Below are 16,586 nucleotides of genomic sequence, written 5' to 3' on the forward strand. Positions count from 1 at the left end.
CCCGTTCGCCCGATCGCCAAGGAGGGCCGGCATGGGCCAGCGTGTGGCGACTCGTACGACGAAAGGCCTTTGATGTCCGACCGCGCCGCTGCCGTGCGCCCGGAATACGATCCGCTCGCTGATCCTGACTGGCAGGAACCGGAACAACCCCGCAAAAGGCTCTCGTGGACGAGGCTCATCCTTCTCGTGGTGGTGCTCGGCCTGGTCGGGGCGGGCGGCACGTACGAGGTGAAACACCTGCTCAACACGGCCGGGCCGACCGCCAAGTCGTGGGCCGTGCCCTACGTCGACGTCACGCTGACCCCGACGTTCCAGTTCCAGGACCCCGAGGCGAACCCGGCCAACGACGTGGCCCTCGGGTTCGTCGTCGCCGACCCCGAGAGCCCGTGCGCCCCGAGTTGGGGCGGCGCCTACACGCTCGGTGAGGCGGCGTCGTCACTTGAACTCGACCGGCGGATCAACCAGCTGCGACAGGCCGGCGGCGACATCACGCTGAGTCTGGGCGGCCTCAACAACTCCGAGTTGGCAGTGGCCTGCACGGACCAGGCCAAGCTCACCGCGGCGTACCGCCAATTGGTCAAAAGGTACGACGTGAAGACGCTCGACCTCGACATCGAGGGAACGGCCGTGGCCGACCAGGCGTCGCTCGAGCGCCGGGTCACCGCGGTCGCCACCGTGCAGAAGGAACGGCAGAAGGCCGGCAAACCGCTCACGGTGTGGCTCACGCTGCCCGTCGCGCCGACCGGCCTGACCGACAGCGGGGTCGGGGTTGTCCGCGGCATGCTCGAAGGAGGCGTGAATCTGCGCGGCGTGAACGTCATGACCATGGACTTCAACAACGGCGACGCCCGCCCGGACATGCTGGCCCTTAGCACCAGTGCCCTCAACGGCACCCACAAGCAGCTCACGGACCTGTACCTGCGGCTCGGCCAGAAGCTGACGTCGCCGCAGGTGTGGTCGCGGATCGGCGCCACCCCGATGATCGGCCAGAACGACATCGACTCCGAGCGCTTCACCCTGGCCGACGCCGAGGGCCTGGCCCGGTTCGCCGTCGACAACGGCCTGGGCCGGGTCTCGATGTGGTCGCTCAACCGCGACGCCGCCTGCCGGGGCACGTTCGCCAACGTGGTCGTGCACTCCAACACGTGCAGCGGCGTCGACCAGGAAGCGCTGGCGTTCTCGAAGGTCTTCGCGGGCCTGCCCGGCAAGGCCCCGGGCAGCGGTCCCGACGACTCGGTGGAGATCCCCGACCGCGCGGCCACGGTCGACGACCCGAAGACCAGCCCATACCCGATCTGGCGCCAGACCGCGATGTACACCGGCGGCTACAAGGTCGTGTGGCGCGGCGTCGTCTACGAGGCCAAGTGGGCCAACTCGGGCACCGACCCGTCGGCCGCCCCCGCGGCCGGCACGCAGGCCGCGTGGTCGGTGATCGGCCCGGTCAGCCCGGTCGAGAAGGCGCCGCGGCCCACCCCCGCGGTGACCGGCGTGACCAAGGTCTGGACGCCCGGCACCGTCTACCGCCGAGGCAACCGCGTCCTGTTCGACGGCCTCCCCTACGAGGCAAAGTGGACCACCAAGGACGAAACGCCGTCCACCGAGTTCCCCATCGACGCCGACGACCCCTGGAAGCCCCTGTTCAACGTCCCCGGCGAACCCGCAACAAACTGATCAGCCGAGCTGGATCGTGTTGCCGGACTCCTGCAGGTGGACCGCGGCCGTGGTGGTGTTGCGGACAGTGATGGTGATGGTGCAGAAGTGACCCTGTGCTTCGGCTCCGGGGATGGTGACGTCGCACGTGTGTGAAGTCACTGCCAACGAGAGGGCGGGCTGCTCCGTCTTAGGGGAGGAGGAGCATGCGCCGGCGAGGGCGGCTGCGGCCAACACGAGCAGGAGCCGGGGTTTGATCACGCCGGATAAGTTCGGCAATCGCCGGATGAAGTCAACAAAAGGCCGTCGCACAAGGTGGCCACACCGTGGTCACAAAGCACAGCTATCCTTGCTGGCCGTCGGACCGTCACGCTGAAGGAGAGTGCGCCACGTGGTGACTTTGTCGGTGGTGACGCCGATGTTCAATGAGCGCGAGGCGGTCGACCACTTCGTCGCTCGGCTGCGGCCCGCCCTCGATGGGCTGGGGGAGCCGTACGAGGTCATCGCCGTTGACGACGGCAGCAGCGACGCCACCGTGTCCCGTCTGATGCAGCTGCGGGTCGACTGGCCGCAACTGCGCGTAGTCGCCCTGCGTCGCAACGTCGGTCACCAGACGGCTCTGCGGGCCGGCCTCAAGGCCGCGCGCGGCGAGTACGTGGTGAGCATCGACGCCGACCTGCAGGACCCGCCCGAGACGATCGGCGAGATGCTGGCCGCGGCGCGGTCCGAGCAGGTCGACGTCGTGTACGGCGTGCGCAGCGACCGCAGCACCGACACCGTCTTCAAGCGCAACACCGCCGGTGTCTACTACTGGATGATGCGCCGCCTGGTCGGGCCGTGGGTCAGCGACCAGGCCGGTGACTTCCGCCTGATGAGTCGCGCGGTGGTCGACGTACTCAACGACCTGCCCGAGCCGCGCCCGGTGTACCGGCTCGTGGTGCCGTCGCTCGGCTTCTCGAGCACCGAGGTCAGCTACGTGCGCGAGGAAAGGGTTGCGGGCGAGACGAAATACCCGCTCAGCCGCATGATCCGGTTGACCTTCGACAGCATCACCGGGTTCTCGGCCTCGCCGTTGAAGATCGCGACCTGGCTCGGCCTGCTGAGTTTCCTGCTCTGCGTCGTGCTGATCGTGACCGGGCTGGTGGCCTGGGGTTCCGGCGCGACCGTGCCCGGCTGGACGTCGCTCTACATCGCGGTGCTGCTGCTCGGCGGCGTGCAACTGGTCTGCCTCGGGCTGCTCGGCGAGTACGTGGGCCGCATCTACGCCGCCAGCCAGGGCCGTCCGGCCTACCTCGTGGCCTTCGACACCGCGTCCGCGCGGACCGCGCATCCGATGTCCGGCGGCCCGATCAGCGTCGACATCGACGCGGTCGAACTCGGCCGGGAGCGCGAGCCCATCGCCTAATCAGGCACGTGCAGCTCGACGTGCCCGTCGACGACGGTGACGACGACCCGGCCGCCCGGGAACAGCGGTAGCGCTTCCTCGGGGAGTTGTACCCGGCCGAGTCCGTCGATGGTTGCCGTACGGGTCTCGCCCGAGCCGTGTTCACCCGAGAGCACGCCGTGCCGCAGCCGGAGCACGGTGTCCGACGAGTCGATGGCCCGCGCGTCGTGGGTGGCCATGACGACCGCGCTGCCCTCCGCGGCCCGCGCCCGGAGCAGCCGCAACACCAGGGCGGCGGACGTGTCGTCGAGTTCGGCCGTGGGTTCGTCGGCGATCAGCAGGGCGGGCGCGCCGACCCCGGCCGCGGCCACGGCCAGGCGCTGCTGCTCGCCGCCGGACAGAGCAAAGGGCCGCGCCTCGGCCCGCGACGTCAGTTCCACCTCGGCCAGTGCGGCGTCGGCGTCGACCCGTACGCCCCGCAATTGGGCCATCTGCGTGATCTGGCCCCGGGCGTCGAGCTGGGGGAACAGGCTGTGCGACGGGCGCTGGGCGACCCAGCCGATCTCGGTGCGGCGCAGGTGTTGCAGCTCGCGCCGGGTGAGCGACGAGACCAGGCGGCCGCGGTGGCGCAGCTCGCCGCCGGCCGGGCGTTCGCGCAGGGCGAGCACTGACAGCAGGGTGGATTTGCCGCTGCCGGACGGGCCGGTGATCGCACTGACCCGGCCGCCCGTCACTGTCACGTCGACGCCGCGCAAGGCCTGCGTCGGGCCGGTGCGGGCGGCGTACAACTGAAGCAGTTCGCGGCCCTCGAGCAGGGGCTCATTCGTCACGGTAGGCCGCCTCCTCGGACGACGTGCGATCCCGGGTGACCAGCACGGCGAGCAGCGTGGCCAGGACGGCGGCGCCGGCCGTGACGGCCAGCGCGGTCGGGGACAGGGTGAACAGCAACCGCGGGAGCAGGGCGGGCTGGTCGTCGAGCAGGCGCGCGCCGAGCGGAGCCAGAGCGCGGACCCCGGCCACAGCGGCGACGAAGGCGACCGTGGCGAGCAGGACGAACTCGACCGCCCGGGCTCGCCCGACCCGGCGCCGGCCCAGGCCGATGCGGGCCAGCATCAGGTCGGCCGGGCGACGCAGCGCAGCCGTGCGCTGGGCATAGATGCAGAGCGTGAGAATTGCCAGCAACGCCAGGTAACCGGCGATGGCGAGCTGGTAACCGCGGGCCCGGCTCGACGCGACGTACGCCGAGTCCTGACGCAGGGCGCCGGCGGTCTCGACCCGCTCGAGCCGGGCGTCCTCGTGCGGCGCGACCGCGGCCTGCACACCGTCGGCGCCGCCCGAGCTCCACAGGAACACCTGCGGAAAGATCTGGTTGGGGAACTGGTTGCGCGGCCGCAGGCGGGGGTCGTCGACGCCGAGCTCGGCCAGTGTCGGGTCGGCCGCGGCCACGTACATCGGGCGTCCGCGCTGGCCCGGGAACGCGCGCACATGCCCGGCGACGTCGAAGTACTGGTCGCTGAAGCCGAGCATCATCCGAATGATGTCCTCACCCTCCGACACCGGGTCGGCGACGGTGATCACGCGGGGCCGGCCACTGTCGTTCACCGGCTTGGCGGCCAGGTCGGCCACGGCCGCGCGGGCCGCGGCGAGGTCGGCCCCGTGCCCCCACAACGCGATGTCGGCGAAGCGCGCCGGGTCGATGAGCAGCAGATCTTTCTGGTCGTCGTCGAGCAGCGTCCGTACGTCGGTCCGCCACACGACCGTGCTCCCGGCGGGCAGCGGCGGCATGCGTACGCCGGGCACGGGCCCTTCCGGGGGCGGGTTGAGCGGATCATCCTTCGGCACCGGGGGCGCCGCCTCGTCCAACTGCCAAGATCCTTCCAGTACGCCGACACCCTCCGCCCCGGCCGCTACGGCCACCCGGTCGTCGGCCGAGATCTCGGTGGAGTGCACGGCCGACAGCGCGAACAGCAGCATGCCGAGACCGGCCGTCACCACCACGACGGTGAGCCGGCGTTCCGCGCCGCCCGAGCCCAGTCGCCGCCGGGCCAGCCACCACACGGCCCGCGCGGGGGAGCCCGGCAGGTGCGTCCCGGCCCCGGCCAGCCGCCCCGGCAGCCAGCCCGCGATCACCCCGGCCGCGGCCAGCACGAGCAGCGGCACCAGCAGGTCGACCCCACCGGCCGGGCCGCCCGCGCTGACCAGCCCGCCCGCGGCGACCAGGGCGGCGATCACCACCATGGCGCCCCAGGGCAGGGCCCGGCGCATCGTGGCCGGGGGCGCCGGTCGTACGCGCCGGGAAGCGGCGAGGGCACCGACCACCACTACTGCCACGAGACCGGCCAGCACGGCCGCGGCCCCGGACCGCGCGGCCGGGGCGAGTGACTCCTCGACCGCCCCCGGCGGCCCGAGCCGAGCCACGAGTTGCCACGCCACCAGCCACCCGAGAGCCGCCCCGAGCACGGCCGGCAGCAGATGTTCGAGCAGCCACAACCCACCCACGCGGACGGGTGAGAGGCCCACGGCGGCGGCGTGGCGCAACTCGCGCTCGCGGCGCCGGGCCGACAACAGCGCGACGGCCAGCACCGACGCCAGCCCGATGCTGACGGCGGCCCACTCCACGGGACGGGTCCGTTGGCGTACGGCCTCGGTCGTGACCTGGGCCGTGGCCACGATTCGGCTGATGCCGGTCGCGAACCGCAGCGCCAGCGGATCGTCGACCTGATCGGGCTGCGCACTGGCGTACTGGCGGCGCAGCAACTCGATGTCGCCGGCCGTGCGCCGCGCCTCGGCCAGGGTCGAGCCAGGCGTGAGAGCCGCCTCGACCGACCAGAAGAGCGGATCGTCGACCGACTGCGCCAGCCCTTCCACGGTCGGCAGGTCACCGACCAGCAGGTACGCCGGGAGGGTCTCGTACTCGGTGTCGGGCGGGGTGTCCCCACGGCGCAGCGCCCACTTGCGGCTGCCCGGGACATCGGCCGGAAGCCGCCCGCCGGCGTCGACGCGGTAGACGCCGGCCACTGTCGTCTGCGCGGTGCGCGGCTCGCCCTGAGTGCCCTGACGCAGCGTCAGCCCGATCTTGTCCCCGGCCCGCACGCCGAGTTCGCCGGCTACCGGCTCCGGCAACCAAAGCCCCTCATTGCCGCCGGGCGTCGACGCGACCAACTCGACCACCGGGTCCTGCACAGCGAAGAACCGCGCGCGTTCCTGCCGGCCGCCCGCGCTGACAGTGAAGCCCCAGTACTGAGGAGAGGCCACCTCGGCCCCGACGGACTGCCCGGTGAGGTCGGGCTCCTCGAGCCCCGGCACCCCACGGATGTCCGCCATGATCGGCTCTTGGTCGATGCTGCGCGGCCCGACATCGGACGAAACCCGCACCACAGCCGCATCGTTCTGCCGCGCCGACGCCGGAATCTGATCACGCCGCACCTGAAAGGCCGCGTTGTCCGACGCCTCGGCGAACATCGGCCCGGCCGCACCGGCCGCCCCCAAAACGAGAAACGCGGTGACGATGAGCACCGACCACGCCCGCTGCCGCACCCCACCAAAAACCGCAGCCAGGGCAAGCCGGTCGCGCATGGTCCTCCTTCGGCTATCACCCCGCAGGGCCTACGTCGAAGAAGCTATCCCAACCAGGCCTTACACCGCGGCCCCGTGCGGTAAAACCGCCTGACCGGTCGGGACGGCGATTCGTAGGGCTTCGATCAGGCCTCGGTAGAGGTCGTCGGATTCGAGGAGGGACTCGTGGGTGCCGATGGCTCGGACCTCGCCCTTGTCGAGGACGATGATGCGGTCGGCCTCGACCACTGTGGACAGGCGGTGGGCGATGGTCACGACGGCGGCTGCGGCGGCTCTTTCGCGTACGGAATTCTGCAGAGCCGCCTCGGTCAGGGCGTCGACCTGGGCCGTCGCCTCGTCGAGCAGTAGCACCGCGGGGGTGCGGACCAGGGCCCGCGCCAGGGCGATCCGCTGTCGTTCGCCGCCCGAGAGTTCGGCGCCGGAGAGTTGCGTGTCCAGGCCCTCGGGCAGCGACGCCACCTTCTCGGTCAAGTGCACCCTTTCCAGTACGGCGTGCAGTTCGGTCTCGGTCGCGTCGGGGTGGCTGAACAGGAGGTTGTCGCGGATGGTGCCCGGCACGACGGGAGCCTCCTGCTCGACGTACGCCAATGCGGTTCTGATCTCGTCGTGGGTCAGGTCTCGGTAGGGCCGGCCGTGCAGGTAGATGTCGCCTGTCTGTGGGTCGAGGAAGCGCAGCAGCAGCGAGAACAGTGACGTCTTGCCGGCGCCGGACGGGCCGACGATGGCCGTGTGCCCGCGGGACGGGATGGTCAGCGTCACGCCGTTCAGGGCCGGCCGTGCGTCCTCCTGGTAGCGCAACGTCACGTCCCGCACCTGAAGAACAGGTGCGTCGGGGACCGGGTCGCCGGGGCGCGGGTCGGAGGTCTCGGGGGTCATCGCGTAGACCTCGCTGATGCGGCGGGCGGCGGCGATGCCGGACTGCAGGGCGGTCACGTTCTGGGTCAGTTCGCCGATCGGGCCCATCAGCTGGAACGCGTACAGCAGGAATGCGATGAGGCTGCTGACCTCGAGCAGGCCGGCGTCGGCGCGCCAGGCGCCCACGCCCAGCACGGCGATGATGGCCAGGGAGACGCCGCTCCACGAGACCGTCCAGACCCAGGCCGCGCGGCGGGCGGCACGCACGTTGTACATGGCGGCGCGGCGGGCGTCGGCCTCGATGCGGGTGCTCTGGCGGTCTTCGGCGCGGCTCGCTTTCACCGTGCGCATGGCCCGCAGCGTGCCTTCGAGGCCGCCGCCGAGTTCGCCCACCGCGTCCTGGGCGAGTTTCTGGCTCTTGCTGATCGTGGGCAGCAGCACGGCCATGACGGCGCCGACGATCGCGACCGCGGCCAGGGTGCACAGCAGCAGCACGATGTCGAGTGTGCCCATCAGCACCAGGGTGGCGATGAAGGCGAGCGAGGCGTTGATCAGCCCGACGATGCTGGACGAGGCCTGGTGCAGCAGGCCGGGGTCGGCGGTGACGCGGGTGACCAGTTCGCCGGTGGGGCGGCCGGTCAGTTCGGCCAGGCGGGCCCGGAAGTAGCGCTGGATGACCGACAGCCGTGCGTCGAGGACGACCTGCTCGGCCAGGGTGCCCATCAGGATCCACTGCCACAGGCCGATGACCGCGCCGATCGCCACCAGCACCAGCAGCAGGGTGATCGGGCCGGTCAGGGCGTCGCCGGTGCCGAGCGTGTCGATGATGCGCTTGGTGGCGAGCGGGGCGGCGAGGTTGGCGGCGTTGGAGATCAGGCCGAGCACGAGCCCGAGCGTGAGGACCGGCCAGTGCGGGCGAAGAAGGCGCAGCAGAATCTGCATGGTTCGTAGTGGAACACAATTGTTCCATCACGGGCAATGCCAATTCCAGTAATGTAAGCCCGTGACCTCCGGAGTGAAGAACCGCACGCGGCAGGCGATCATCGATGCCGCGATCGACCTGCTGGCCGGCAACCCGGCCTGCTCGCTGGGCGACATCGCCGCCGCGGCGCAGGTCGGGCGCACGACGCTGCACCGCTATTTCGGTGAGCGGGCCGACCTGCTCTCGGCCGTCGCGGCCGAGGGGGGCGAGCGGCTCGGGCGGGCGGCGATCCTGGCCGACCTCGACCGGGGCTCCGGGGCCGAGGCGCTGCTGCGGTTGTGCCGGGAGTACTTCGACCTCGGCTCGCTGCTGTCGTTGATGTTCAGCGACCAGGGCGGCGAGTGCTGGGAGTCGCAGGACGAGCACTCGCTCATCGGCGTCATCGAGCGTGGCCACGCCGACGGTTCGATCGACCCGGCGCTGCCCTCGGACTGGGTGCTCGCGTTGCTCTGGAGTCAGCTCTACGCGGCCTGGGAATACCGCGCCCAGCGGCAGGACGCGTCCCGCCACCACGTGCTCGACCTGCTGACCCGCACGCTGTCGAACGCGCTACGCCCGCCACAAGGCTGAAGTCCGGGCCGGCCGAGCCGATCTGGGCGCGGTGAGGTATTTCCGGCGTGTCCGCGGGCCTCGGCGTCCGATCTCGCCTCCATCGGTTACGCCCTGCCGTCTGGCCGGCGACGAGTTCGTGGTGCTGCTGCCGCAGACCGATCTCGACAACGCGCGTACGGTGGCCGACCGCCTGCAGCGACGGCTGGGTGACCTGCGCACTGCCGACGGCAGCCCGGTCCGGGCCGGCATCGGTGTCGCCGCCGGCCCGGACCTGGACCACCGGTGACTGCTGGCCCAGGCCGACGAGGCGATGTACCGGGCCAAGCAGTCCGGCTCAGGTACCTACGCGTGGCTCACGGTAAGGGCGTAGAACTTCACCTTGGCGCCGTTCGAGGTGCTCTCCGAGGACGACTGGTTGTACGACCCGGCCTTGAAGTACTGCTTGTACGGGTTGAACGACGACGGGATCGTGTAGTTCGTGCGGCTGCCGTTGATCGTCACGCTGGCCGCGTTGCCGCGCACGTTGATCGCGTACGTCCAGCGCTGGCCCAGTGCTACGTTGCCCAGCTTGTGCAGCGTCTGCCCGTCGGTCGGGCTGCGCTGCTGGCCCAGGTAGATGTCGCCGTTGGCCCGGTAGTAGAGCTCGAGCAGCGGCTTGGTCGACGGCCCGCCGGTGCCCAGCTTGACCTGGCCGACGGCGACGTTCTTGGTCACCGAGACGATCCGCAGGTCGGCGCTGAGCGTGTGGTTGCCGGCCAGGGCCCAGTTGGCGGCCGAGCCGTTGGCGTTCATCTCGCGCAGTTCGGACCGGGCGTACTTGGAGTTCGGCGTGGTCACGCCCTTCTCCGGCGCCCAGAAGGTCATCGAGCCGTCGTTCTTGTCGGTCCAGAAGTACGCCGGATTGGAGTACCCGGTGGCCCCTTTGAGCTGGGCCGGCTGGATGGTCTGGGGCGCGCCGGGGGAGCCGATGGGCAGCTGCAGCGACCAGACCGAGAGGTTGAAGTTGCCGCCGGGGGCGACGTTCGGGTTGAGGGCGGCGGCGTTGGCGTTCGTGACGCCGAGGACGCCGAGCCCGGCCACCACGGCCGTGGACAGGGCGGCGGCGAGCAGCGTGCGCTTTCTCATGGGGATACCTCGTCTGCCGGTGGGGGAATTGGCAAGAGGCTTAACAGTAGAGACTGTCTTCGATGTCCGGTCAAGAGTTGATTCAAGCCGTACGATCCTGAGCCATGCCGACCGACCGGTTCAGCGACACCGTCCAGCTCGCCGCCGCGCCGCCGGTGATCTACGCCCATCTGATCGATCCGCAGAGCTACGTCGGCCTGTCCCCGCTGGTCGTAGCCGTCCGCGACATCCGGCCCCGTAACGACGAGACCACGTACGTCGCTGTCGAGCGCTTCCGGTTGGGCCCGCTGCACTGGGACAACCCGATCCGGGTCACGCTCACCGGTTTCGACCCCGATCGCCGCCTGGTCAGCCGGGTGGTCAGCCCGGGCGGCGTCCGCCTCAGCGCGACGATCGACCTGGCGCCGGCGGGCCCGGGCACGGCGCTCACCGAGACGATCGAGGTCAGCTCGCCCGCGCTGCTGCGCTCGTTCGTCCGCCGGCAGGCCGGTTCGGTCCAGCAGGCGCGCCTGGCCGAGCTGGGCCGCCGGTTCAGCGGTCGAGCGTGATCCAGCGGCCCGAGGCGGCGGACTGCTCCATCGCGTCCAGGGCCTCGGCGGCCCGGATGGCGTCGGCCAGGGTCGCCCCGTACGCCTGGTCGTCGGCCACCGATCGCAGAAAGCGCGCGGCCTCGATGACCTTGAGATCGTCGTAGCCCATCGGGGTGCCGGCGCCGGGCTGGAACGCCCCGAAGTCGCCGTCGTGCGGGCCGACGTACTGCGTGCGTACGGGTTCGTCCTGATAGGACGACCCGGCGCTGACCCCGAGCTCGCCCATCCGGCGGAAGTCCCATAACAGCGCGCCCTGGGTGCCGTGGATCTCGAAGCCGTAACTGTTCTGCTCGCCCACGGCGACCCGGCTGCAGTCGAGCGTGACCCGGGCCCCCGAGGTCATCCGGAGCAGGCTGCCGAACCAGTCGTCGTTCTCGACCGGGCCCGGCGCCCCGCTGCCCCGCTCGTGACCGGCGGTGGCGGCGGTCGGCCGGGGCCGCTCGGGGATGAAGATCGCGGTGTCGGCGACCAGCGCGCCGATCTCGCCGAGCAGGTAGCGGATCAGGTCGACGCCGTGCGCGCCCAGGTCGCCGAGCACCCCGTTACCGCCCCGGGCCCGCTCGAACCGCCAGCTCAACGCGCCCTCGGGGTGAGCCGCGTAGTCGCTCAGGAACCGGAACCGGGCGTGGGTGACCGCGCCGATCCCGCCCTCCGCGATGATCGCCCGGGCCTTCTCGACGGCCGGCGCGTTGCGGTAGTTGAAGCCCACGGTGACCTGCCCGGCGCCGGCGATCGCGCGCGCGTCGTCCGCGGTCAGCCCGACCGGCTTCTCGATCCAGATGTGCTGGCCGGCCGCGGCGAACGCGCTGCCCATCGCTCGGTGCAGGAAGTTGGGCGCGGTGATGCTGACCGCCTGCACCCGCGGGTCGCCGACCAGGTCACGCCAGTCGGCGGTCGAATCGGCGAAGCCGTAGCGCCCGGCGGCCTCGGCGGCCCGGCCCGGCACGTCGTCGGCCACCGAGATCAGTCGGACCGGGGGCGCGGCCGGGTAGTGGTGCGGCACCCGGGCGTACGCCTGGGTGTGCACCCGCCCCATCCAGCCGAAGCCGACGACGGCGACCCCGAGGGCGGCCATGTCAGGTCGTCTTGCGGCGACGGGTGACCAGGAAGATGCCGAGCGCGATAACCGCCAGGGCGGCCACGATCAGCGTGATGAGCAGGCCGCTACCGCCGGAGTCGTCCTGATCGGAGGCCAGCTCGGTGGTGGCGGCAGCGCTGCTGGCGGGCGGGGGAACGGCGACCAGTGACTCGTCGGCAGCCGGTGTGGTCGCGGCCGTGGTGGGCTCGGCCGTGGCCGACGGGTCGGCCACCGTGAACTTGTACGAGCCCTTGACGGTGTGACCGTCCTTGGAAGCGACCTGGTACGCGACCGTGTAGGCGCCGTTGGCCAGCGGCTCGAAGGTGATCGTGCCGGTGGCCCCGTCGACCTCGGGCTCCGACGCCTCGACCGCGCCCGCGCCGGTGACCGTGATCGTGGTCTTGTCGGGGTTCAGCTTCTGCAGGAACTTCAGCTTGACGCTGGTCGGGGCCTTGGTGACTGTCGCGCCCTTGGCCGGTGTGGCCTGGGCCAGCGCGTTGTGGGCGAACGCCGGGGCACCGGGCAGCAGCACGGCCAGCATCGCGGCCAGCGCGACGAGCGGGCGGATCAGGCGTTGGTCCATGGGTGAGCGGGTCCTTCCCTGGCGGGCGTTCGTGGCGTCATCGTAGTTCTACGGACGCGACGCGGCTTCGGATGTGATCCTGGTTGGTCGTTGTCCGACCGGCCGAAGTTCCCGGGACGCACTGCGGCCGGGCGCGTGACGCGCCCGGCCGCAGCGGGGACCTGTGGGGTTGTGATCGGTGGCTGGGGCGTACGGCGGCTCCTTCACGAATTATCTTGTACTCAAGAAATGAATGCTGATCCGGCGTGTCGGTCGACGCCGCCCGATGCGAATTCCGGATATTGCCGGGAATGATTACCCGCGACGGTGAGGGCCGCGGTTGTGGTCGCCACGGTCGTCGAAGCGGTGGTGGCCCGGCCGGCCCCAGCCCCAGTTGCGCTCGACCTCGAGGGCGAACTGGCCGCGGTGGAAGCCGCGCCGCTGGAAGTCGCAGTCGTAGTCGTCCCAGCGGCCGAACCGCTCGCCGATGCGTCCAGCCAGGTCACAGGCCCGGTAGGAGCGGTAGTAGCCGACCACCGCGTCGCGGTCCCGGAACCGGTCGGCCTGCGTGGCCCCGGTCTGGGACTTGGCCGCGCTCGGAGCCGCGGTGTCGGCGGCCTGGACCGGACCGGTCCCGAAAGCCACGCCGGCCAGCAGGCCGAGGCCGGCCGTGGTCAGGATTCGCGTCACCTTGTTCATATCCATGGTTCCTTTCCGGTGGGATTCTCGCTAATTCCGTGTTGCATGATCAGGAAAGCATCCCGGGGCACCGCGACCCGCCATTCAACACGCCGGGTAACCCGTATGATCGATAGCCGAAAAGAGGATGGGGAATAAGACGTTTCGGTACCACGGAATCGGGATAAGGAATTTCCGGGGGCTCTGTGCCGCCCCGGCTCTTAGGGGTATTCCACCGATCCGCCTGAGGCCCGCGGGTCCATAGGCTGCCTGCGTGCAGACAGTCGGCGATCTGATCGGGGCCCTGCCCGCGGGACTGGTGCTGGTCGTCGTCGCTGCGCTGGTGGCCGCCGAGGCGGCGCTGCTCGCCGGGCTGGTGCTGCCGTCGGCGACCGCGCTCGTCGCGCTGGGCCTGCTCGCCAACGAGGGGGTGGTGGGCATCGGCCCCGCCGTGCTGGTCGCAACGGGGGCGGCGGTCCTCGGGGGCACGGGCGGATACTTCGCCGGTCGCCGCCGGGGACCGCGGGCGCAGTGGGTCAAGGAGCGGCACTGGCAGCGGGCCGAGCGCATCTTCGACAAGCACGGCGGGCGGGCCGTCTTCTTCGGACAGTGGGTGGTCGGCGCGCGGACGCTGGTGCCCCGCCTGGCCGGGATGAACGGGGTGCCGTACCGGCGGTTCGCGACCTGGCACAGCCCGGCCGCGGTGGGCTGGGCGTTGTGGCTGGTGCTGGGCAGCTATCTGGCCGGCGCCTCGTACGACGTGCTGGCGGCCCGGGCCGGCCGGGCCGGCGGCGCCCTGGCCGTGCTGACCGCGCTGCTGGTCGTCCTCGTGCTGGCCGGCCGCTGGCTGGGCGGGCACCCACCCCGGCCGCTGCCGTGGACCCCGCTGAAGTTCGACGGCCCGCTGCCGCGGGTGCTCGTCAGCCTCGGTGCCCTGGTGCTGCTGGCGACGTTCCTCGTCGCCGTGACCCCGCTGATCGTCAAGCTCAGCGGACTCTCGGCGGCCGACGACGCGGTCACCGAGTGGGCGCGCGGCCAGTGGACGTCCGACGGGTACCTCGTCGCGGTGGAGCTGGCGACCTCGGTCAACCCCGAGGTGCTGCTCGGGGTGACCGCTGTGGTCGCGCTGGCCCATGCCTGGTGGCGCCGCGCGCGGCTGCTCGACGGCCTCGCCCCGCTGGCCCCCATGGCCGTCCTCGTGCTCGTGCTGGCCGTGATCTCCCCGCCCTCCTGGCAGAGCCGGCCCGAGGTGCTTTTCCCGTCCGCTTTCGAGTACGACGGTCCGATGCCCCTGGTCGTGCGGGGCGCCGGCGCGGCGCTGGGCGACGCCGGTCCGGCCCTGGCCGCCCTGGCCTCGGGGCAGGTCGCCATGCTGGCGGCGGTGGCCGGCCTGCTCACCTGGCTGCTGACCCGCCGCCTGACCTGGCCGCGCCGAGTCGCCGTGGGCACGGTGGCGGCCGCCGTTCTCACGGTCTGTGCCGGCTCCTGGGTCTATCTGGGCTGGGCCAGCCTGAGCTCGACGATCGCCGCGCTGCTGCTCGGCGTGGCCTGGGCCGTGTTCAACGCGGCCGTCTGGTCGTCGCGGCGGCAGGAGTCCCGGGTGCTCGAACCCGTGCCATAGGCTGACGGGCTATGACCCTCGACGGGCTCCGGCGCCGCACGCGCGTCACCGTCGACGCCGCGAAACGGCTGCTCGGCGGGCTCGGCACGGCGGCTCTCGCCCTGCCCCTGCTGGGCTGGCTGATCATCGCGGCCCTGACCTCGTTGTCGGGAATCGGTCTGGTGTTCGCGCCGTCGGTCGCCCAGGGCGTCCGCGCCGTCGCCAACCGGGAACGGGCCCGCCTGTCCCGCTGGGGTCCCGAGGTCATCGGGCCCGCGCCGCTGAAGCCCGGCCTGCACGCCTGGACCGATCGGGCCCTGTGGCGCGAGGTGGCCTGGCTCGCCGAGCACGCGACACTCGGTTTGCTGATCAGCCTTTTCGGCCTGACTGTCCCGCTGTCAGCGGTGCAGGACGTGGCCTTCCCGTTGTACTGGCGGCAGGTATCGCCCGAATCGGCCCCGGGGCTGGTCTTCTGGTCGGTCCATTCCCAGCTCGACGCGCTGCTGGTCGGTCTCTACGGCCTGGTCTGGGTCGTCGTCGGCGTCGCGGCCGCCCCGTGGCTGGCTCGAGCCCAGGCCTGGCCCGGCCGCCGGCTGCTCGCCCCGCCGCCCGGCACCGACCTCTCGCTGCGCATCGTCGAGCTCACCGCGACGCGGGCCGCTGCCCTCGACGCGCACGCGGCCGAGTTGCGCCGGATCGAGCGTTCGCTGCACGACGGCGCCCAGAACCGCCTGGTCGCCGTGACCGTGCTGCTCGGCGCGGCCCGGCGGGCGGTCGCCCGGGACCCCGCCCTGGCCGGCGACGCTCTGGAACGGGCCCAGGACGCGGCCGAACAAGCCCTGGCCGAATTGCGTACGGTCGTCCGCGGCATCCTGCCGCCGGTGCTCGACGGCCGTGGCCTCGACGGCGCGCTGGCCGGTCTGGCCGCCGACTGCGGCGTGCCGTGCCGCCTCGAAGTCGACCTGCCCCGCCGCTGCGCCGCCTCGGTCGAAGCGACGGCCTATTTCGTGGTGGCCGAGGCGCTCACGAACATCACCAAACACAGCGGGGCCACCGCGGCCACCGTCAACGTGCGCATCGAGGACCAGCAGTTGCGGATCAGCATCGAGGACAACGGCCGGGGCGGCGCCGACGAGCACGGCGGGTCCGGGATCACCGGCATCCGGCGGCGGGTCGAGGCGTACGACGGCACCCTGACCCGGACCAGCCCGCCCGGCGGGCCGACAACCTTGCGAGTGGAGCTGCCGTGCGGATCGTGATCGCCGAGGACGACCCGTTGCTGCGCGAGGGCCTGGCCCTGCTGCTGCGGGCCGAGGGTCTCGACGTGGTGGCGACGGCCGACGCCCCGGCTCCGTTCCTGGCCGCCGTGGAGGCGCACAAGCCGGACGTGGCGATCGTCGACGTGCGGATGCCGCCCACGCACACGGATGAGGGGATCGTGGCGGCGGTCGAGGCGCGGCGGCGGTTGCCCGGCCTGGCCGTGCTCGTGCTCTCGGCGTACGTGGAACAGGCCTTTGCCACCGACCTGCTGGCCGGCGGCGCGGCGGGCCTGGGCTATCTGCTCAAGGAGAGGGTGGGCCGGGTCGAGGAGTTCCTCGAGGCGCTGCACCGGGTGGCCGACGGCGGCACGGCCGTCGACCCCGAGGTGGTGGGGCTGCTGCTGGCCCGCAGCCGGCCCGACGACGCGCTGGGCCGGCTGAGCCCGCGCGAGCGGGACGTGCTGGCGCTGATGGCCGAAGGGCTGGGCAACACCGCGATCGCCGAGAAGCTGGTGGTGACCGAGGGGGCCGTGCACAAACACATCCGCAGCATCTTCGCCAAACTCGACCTGGCTCCGGACGACCGAGCCGACCGCCGGGTCACCGCCGTGCTGCGCTACCTGCGGAAATAGCCTCAGGTACAGCAGGCTGTACCCGGAAGAGGCCTGCTGGCTTCATCGATCTTCGCCGCTGCC

The 16,586-nt window shown here is 71.7% G+C and carries 16 protein-coding genes; 8 read left to right on the top strand and 8 right to left on the bottom strand.

Annotated elements, in window-relative coordinates:
* Window positions 1-72 precede the first annotated feature (72 nt).
* On the top strand, window positions 73-1,671 hold the full coding sequence (locus M1L60_RS23620) for a chitinase (protein WP_253239658.1): 1,599 nt from the start codon (window positions 73-75) through the stop codon (window positions 1,669-1,671).
* On the opposite strand, the gene M1L60_RS23625 is transcribed toward M1L60_RS23620, so the two are convergent.
* Window positions 1,672-1,911, bottom strand: coding sequence for a hypothetical protein (locus M1L60_RS23625; RefSeq protein WP_253239659.1), 240 nt, complete (start codon window positions 1,909-1,911; stop codon window positions 1,672-1,674).
* A gap of 130 nt (window positions 1,912-2,041) precedes the next feature.
* Here M1L60_RS23625 and M1L60_RS23630 point away from each other — a divergent pair, with 130 nt between their 5' ends.
* Window positions 2,042-3,055: a glycosyltransferase family 2 protein gene (locus M1L60_RS23630; RefSeq protein ID WP_308208531.1), complete on the top strand. Its 1,014-nt coding sequence runs from the start codon at window positions 2,042-2,044 to the stop codon at window positions 3,053-3,055.
* Here M1L60_RS23630 and M1L60_RS23635 read toward each other — a convergent pair.
* Genes M1L60_RS23635 through M1L60_RS23645 form a run of 3 tightly spaced genes read right to left on the bottom strand, consistent with a single transcriptional unit; the run spans window position 3,052 to window position 8,407 of the window.
* On the bottom strand, window positions 3,052-3,864 hold the full coding sequence (locus M1L60_RS23635) for an ABC transporter ATP-binding protein (RefSeq protein WP_253239660.1): 813 nt from the start codon (window positions 3,862-3,864) through the stop codon (window positions 3,052-3,054). The genes M1L60_RS23630 and M1L60_RS23635 overlap by 4 nt on opposite strands.
* On the bottom strand, window positions 3,854-6,610 hold the full coding sequence (locus M1L60_RS23640; protein ID WP_253239661.1) for an FtsX-like permease family protein: 2,757 nt from the start codon (window positions 6,608-6,610) through the stop codon (window positions 3,854-3,856). The genes M1L60_RS23635 and M1L60_RS23640 overlap by 11 nt, the downstream gene beginning before the upstream one ends.
* A gap of 60 nt (window positions 6,611-6,670) precedes the next feature.
* Window positions 6,671-8,407, bottom strand: a complete 1,737-nt coding sequence (locus M1L60_RS23645) for an ABC transporter ATP-binding protein (RefSeq protein ID WP_253239662.1) — start codon at window positions 8,405-8,407, stop codon at window positions 6,671-6,673.
* Between the two features lie 61 nt (window positions 8,408-8,468).
* Here M1L60_RS23645 and M1L60_RS23650 point away from each other — a divergent pair, with 61 nt between their 5' ends.
* Together M1L60_RS23650 and M1L60_RS23655 are read left to right on the top strand one after the other, a co-directional pair.
* Window positions 8,469-9,017: a TetR/AcrR family transcriptional regulator gene (locus M1L60_RS23650; protein ID WP_253239663.1), complete on the top strand. Its 549-nt coding sequence runs from the start codon at window positions 8,469-8,471 to the stop codon at window positions 9,015-9,017.
* A 31-nt stretch (window positions 9,018-9,048) separates the two neighbouring features.
* The gene (locus M1L60_RS23655; RefSeq protein WP_308208532.1) at window positions 9,049-9,285 is read left to right on the top strand and encodes a diguanylate cyclase domain-containing protein; all 237 of its coding nucleotides are present in this window, start codon (window positions 9,049-9,051) and stop codon (window positions 9,283-9,285) included.
* A 56-nt stretch (window positions 9,286-9,341) separates the two neighbouring features.
* Here M1L60_RS23655 and M1L60_RS23660 read toward each other — a convergent pair whose 3' ends face one another.
* On the bottom strand, window positions 9,342-10,124 hold the full coding sequence (locus M1L60_RS23660; protein WP_253239665.1) for a polysaccharide lyase family 7 protein: 783 nt from the start codon (window positions 10,122-10,124) through the stop codon (window positions 9,342-9,344).
* A 104-nt stretch (window positions 10,125-10,228) separates the two neighbouring features.
* On the opposite strand from M1L60_RS23660, the gene M1L60_RS23665 reads away from it, so the two are divergent.
* A complete protein-coding gene (locus tag M1L60_RS23665; protein WP_253239666.1) occupies window positions 10,229-10,672 on the top strand; it encodes an SRPBCC family protein in 444 nt (147 codons plus the stop codon).
* Here M1L60_RS23665 and M1L60_RS23670 read toward each other — a convergent pair.
* The 3 genes from M1L60_RS23670 to M1L60_RS23680 all read right to left on the bottom strand — a co-directional run bounded on the left by M1L60_RS23670 (window position 10,656) and on the right by M1L60_RS23680 (window position 13,053).
* Window positions 10,656-11,789, bottom strand: a complete 1,134-nt coding sequence (locus M1L60_RS23670; protein WP_253239667.1) for a Gfo/Idh/MocA family protein — start codon at window positions 11,787-11,789, stop codon at window positions 10,656-10,658. The two genes, M1L60_RS23665 and M1L60_RS23670, sit on opposite strands and share 17 nt — an antisense overlap.
* Window position 11,790: 1 nt before the next feature.
* Window positions 11,791-12,375, bottom strand: a complete 585-nt coding sequence (locus M1L60_RS23675) for a copper resistance CopC family protein (protein ID WP_253239668.1) — start codon at window positions 12,373-12,375, stop codon at window positions 11,791-11,793.
* A 294-nt stretch (window positions 12,376-12,669) separates the two neighbouring features.
* The gene (locus M1L60_RS23680; RefSeq protein WP_253239669.1) at window positions 12,670-13,053 is read right to left on the bottom strand and encodes a hypothetical protein; all 384 of its coding nucleotides are present in this window, start codon (window positions 13,051-13,053) and stop codon (window positions 12,670-12,672) included.
* Window positions 13,054-13,306: 253 nt separating this feature from the next.
* Between M1L60_RS23680 and M1L60_RS23685 the strand changes: the two genes are divergently transcribed.
* From M1L60_RS23685 to M1L60_RS23695, 3 genes are read left to right on the top strand one after another with little or no spacing between them, the layout of a single operon-like run.
* Window positions 13,307-14,653 carry a DedA family protein gene (locus M1L60_RS23685; protein ID WP_253239670.1) on the top strand — a complete coding sequence of 449 codons (1,347 nt, stop codon included), beginning with the start codon at window positions 13,307-13,309 and terminating at the stop codon, window positions 14,651-14,653.
* An 11-nt stretch (window positions 14,654-14,664) separates the two neighbouring features.
* On the top strand, window positions 14,665-15,891 hold the full coding sequence (locus M1L60_RS23690) for a sensor histidine kinase (RefSeq protein ID WP_253239671.1): 1,227 nt from the start codon (window positions 14,665-14,667) through the stop codon (window positions 15,889-15,891).
* Window positions 15,879-16,523 (top strand): response regulator transcription factor, encoded by a 645-nt coding sequence (locus M1L60_RS23695; protein WP_253239672.1) that lies wholly within the window; start codon window positions 15,879-15,881, stop codon window positions 16,521-16,523. Before M1L60_RS23690 ends, M1L60_RS23695 begins: the two co-directional genes overlap by 13 nt.
* Window positions 16,524-16,586 lie beyond the last annotated feature (63 nt).

Source organism: Paractinoplanes aksuensis, from assembly GCF_024137025.1.
In the GTDB taxonomy this organism is placed as follows: domain Bacteria; phylum Actinomycetota; class Actinomycetes; order Mycobacteriales; family Micromonosporaceae; genus Actinoplanes; species Actinoplanes aksuensis.

Excerpts from the sequence above, each read along its gene's own strand:
- M1L60_RS23620 (WP_253239658.1), top strand. The coding sequence starts at position 73 with ATGTCCGACCGCGCCGCTGCCGTGCGCCCGGAATACGATCCGCTCGCT.
- M1L60_RS23640 (WP_253239661.1), bottom strand. The coding sequence starts at position 6,610 with ATGCGCGACCGGCTTGCCCTGGCTGCGGTTTTTGGTGGGGTGCGGCAG.
- M1L60_RS23645 (WP_253239662.1), bottom strand. The coding sequence starts at position 8,407 with ATGCAGATTCTGCTGCGCCTTCTTCGCCCGCACTGGCCGGTCCTCACG.
- M1L60_RS23660 (WP_253239665.1), bottom strand. The coding sequence starts at position 10,124 with ATGAGAAAGCGCACGCTGCTCGCCGCCGCCCTGTCCACGGCCGTGGTG.
- M1L60_RS23665 (WP_253239666.1), top strand. The coding sequence starts at position 10,229 with ATGCCGACCGACCGGTTCAGCGACACCGTCCAGCTCGCCGCCGCGCCG.
- M1L60_RS23670 (WP_253239667.1), bottom strand. The coding sequence starts at position 11,789 with ATGGCCGCCCTCGGGGTCGCCGTCGTCGGCTTCGGCTGGATGGGGCGG.
- M1L60_RS23675 (WP_253239668.1), bottom strand. The coding sequence starts at position 12,375 with ATGGACCAACGCCTGATCCGCCCGCTCGTCGCGCTGGCCGCGATGCTG.
- M1L60_RS23680 (WP_253239669.1), bottom strand. The coding sequence starts at position 13,053 with ATGAACAAGGTGACGCGAATCCTGACCACGGCCGGCCTCGGCCTGCTG.
- M1L60_RS23690 (WP_253239671.1), top strand. The coding sequence starts at position 14,665 with ATGACCCTCGACGGGCTCCGGCGCCGCACGCGCGTCACCGTCGACGCC.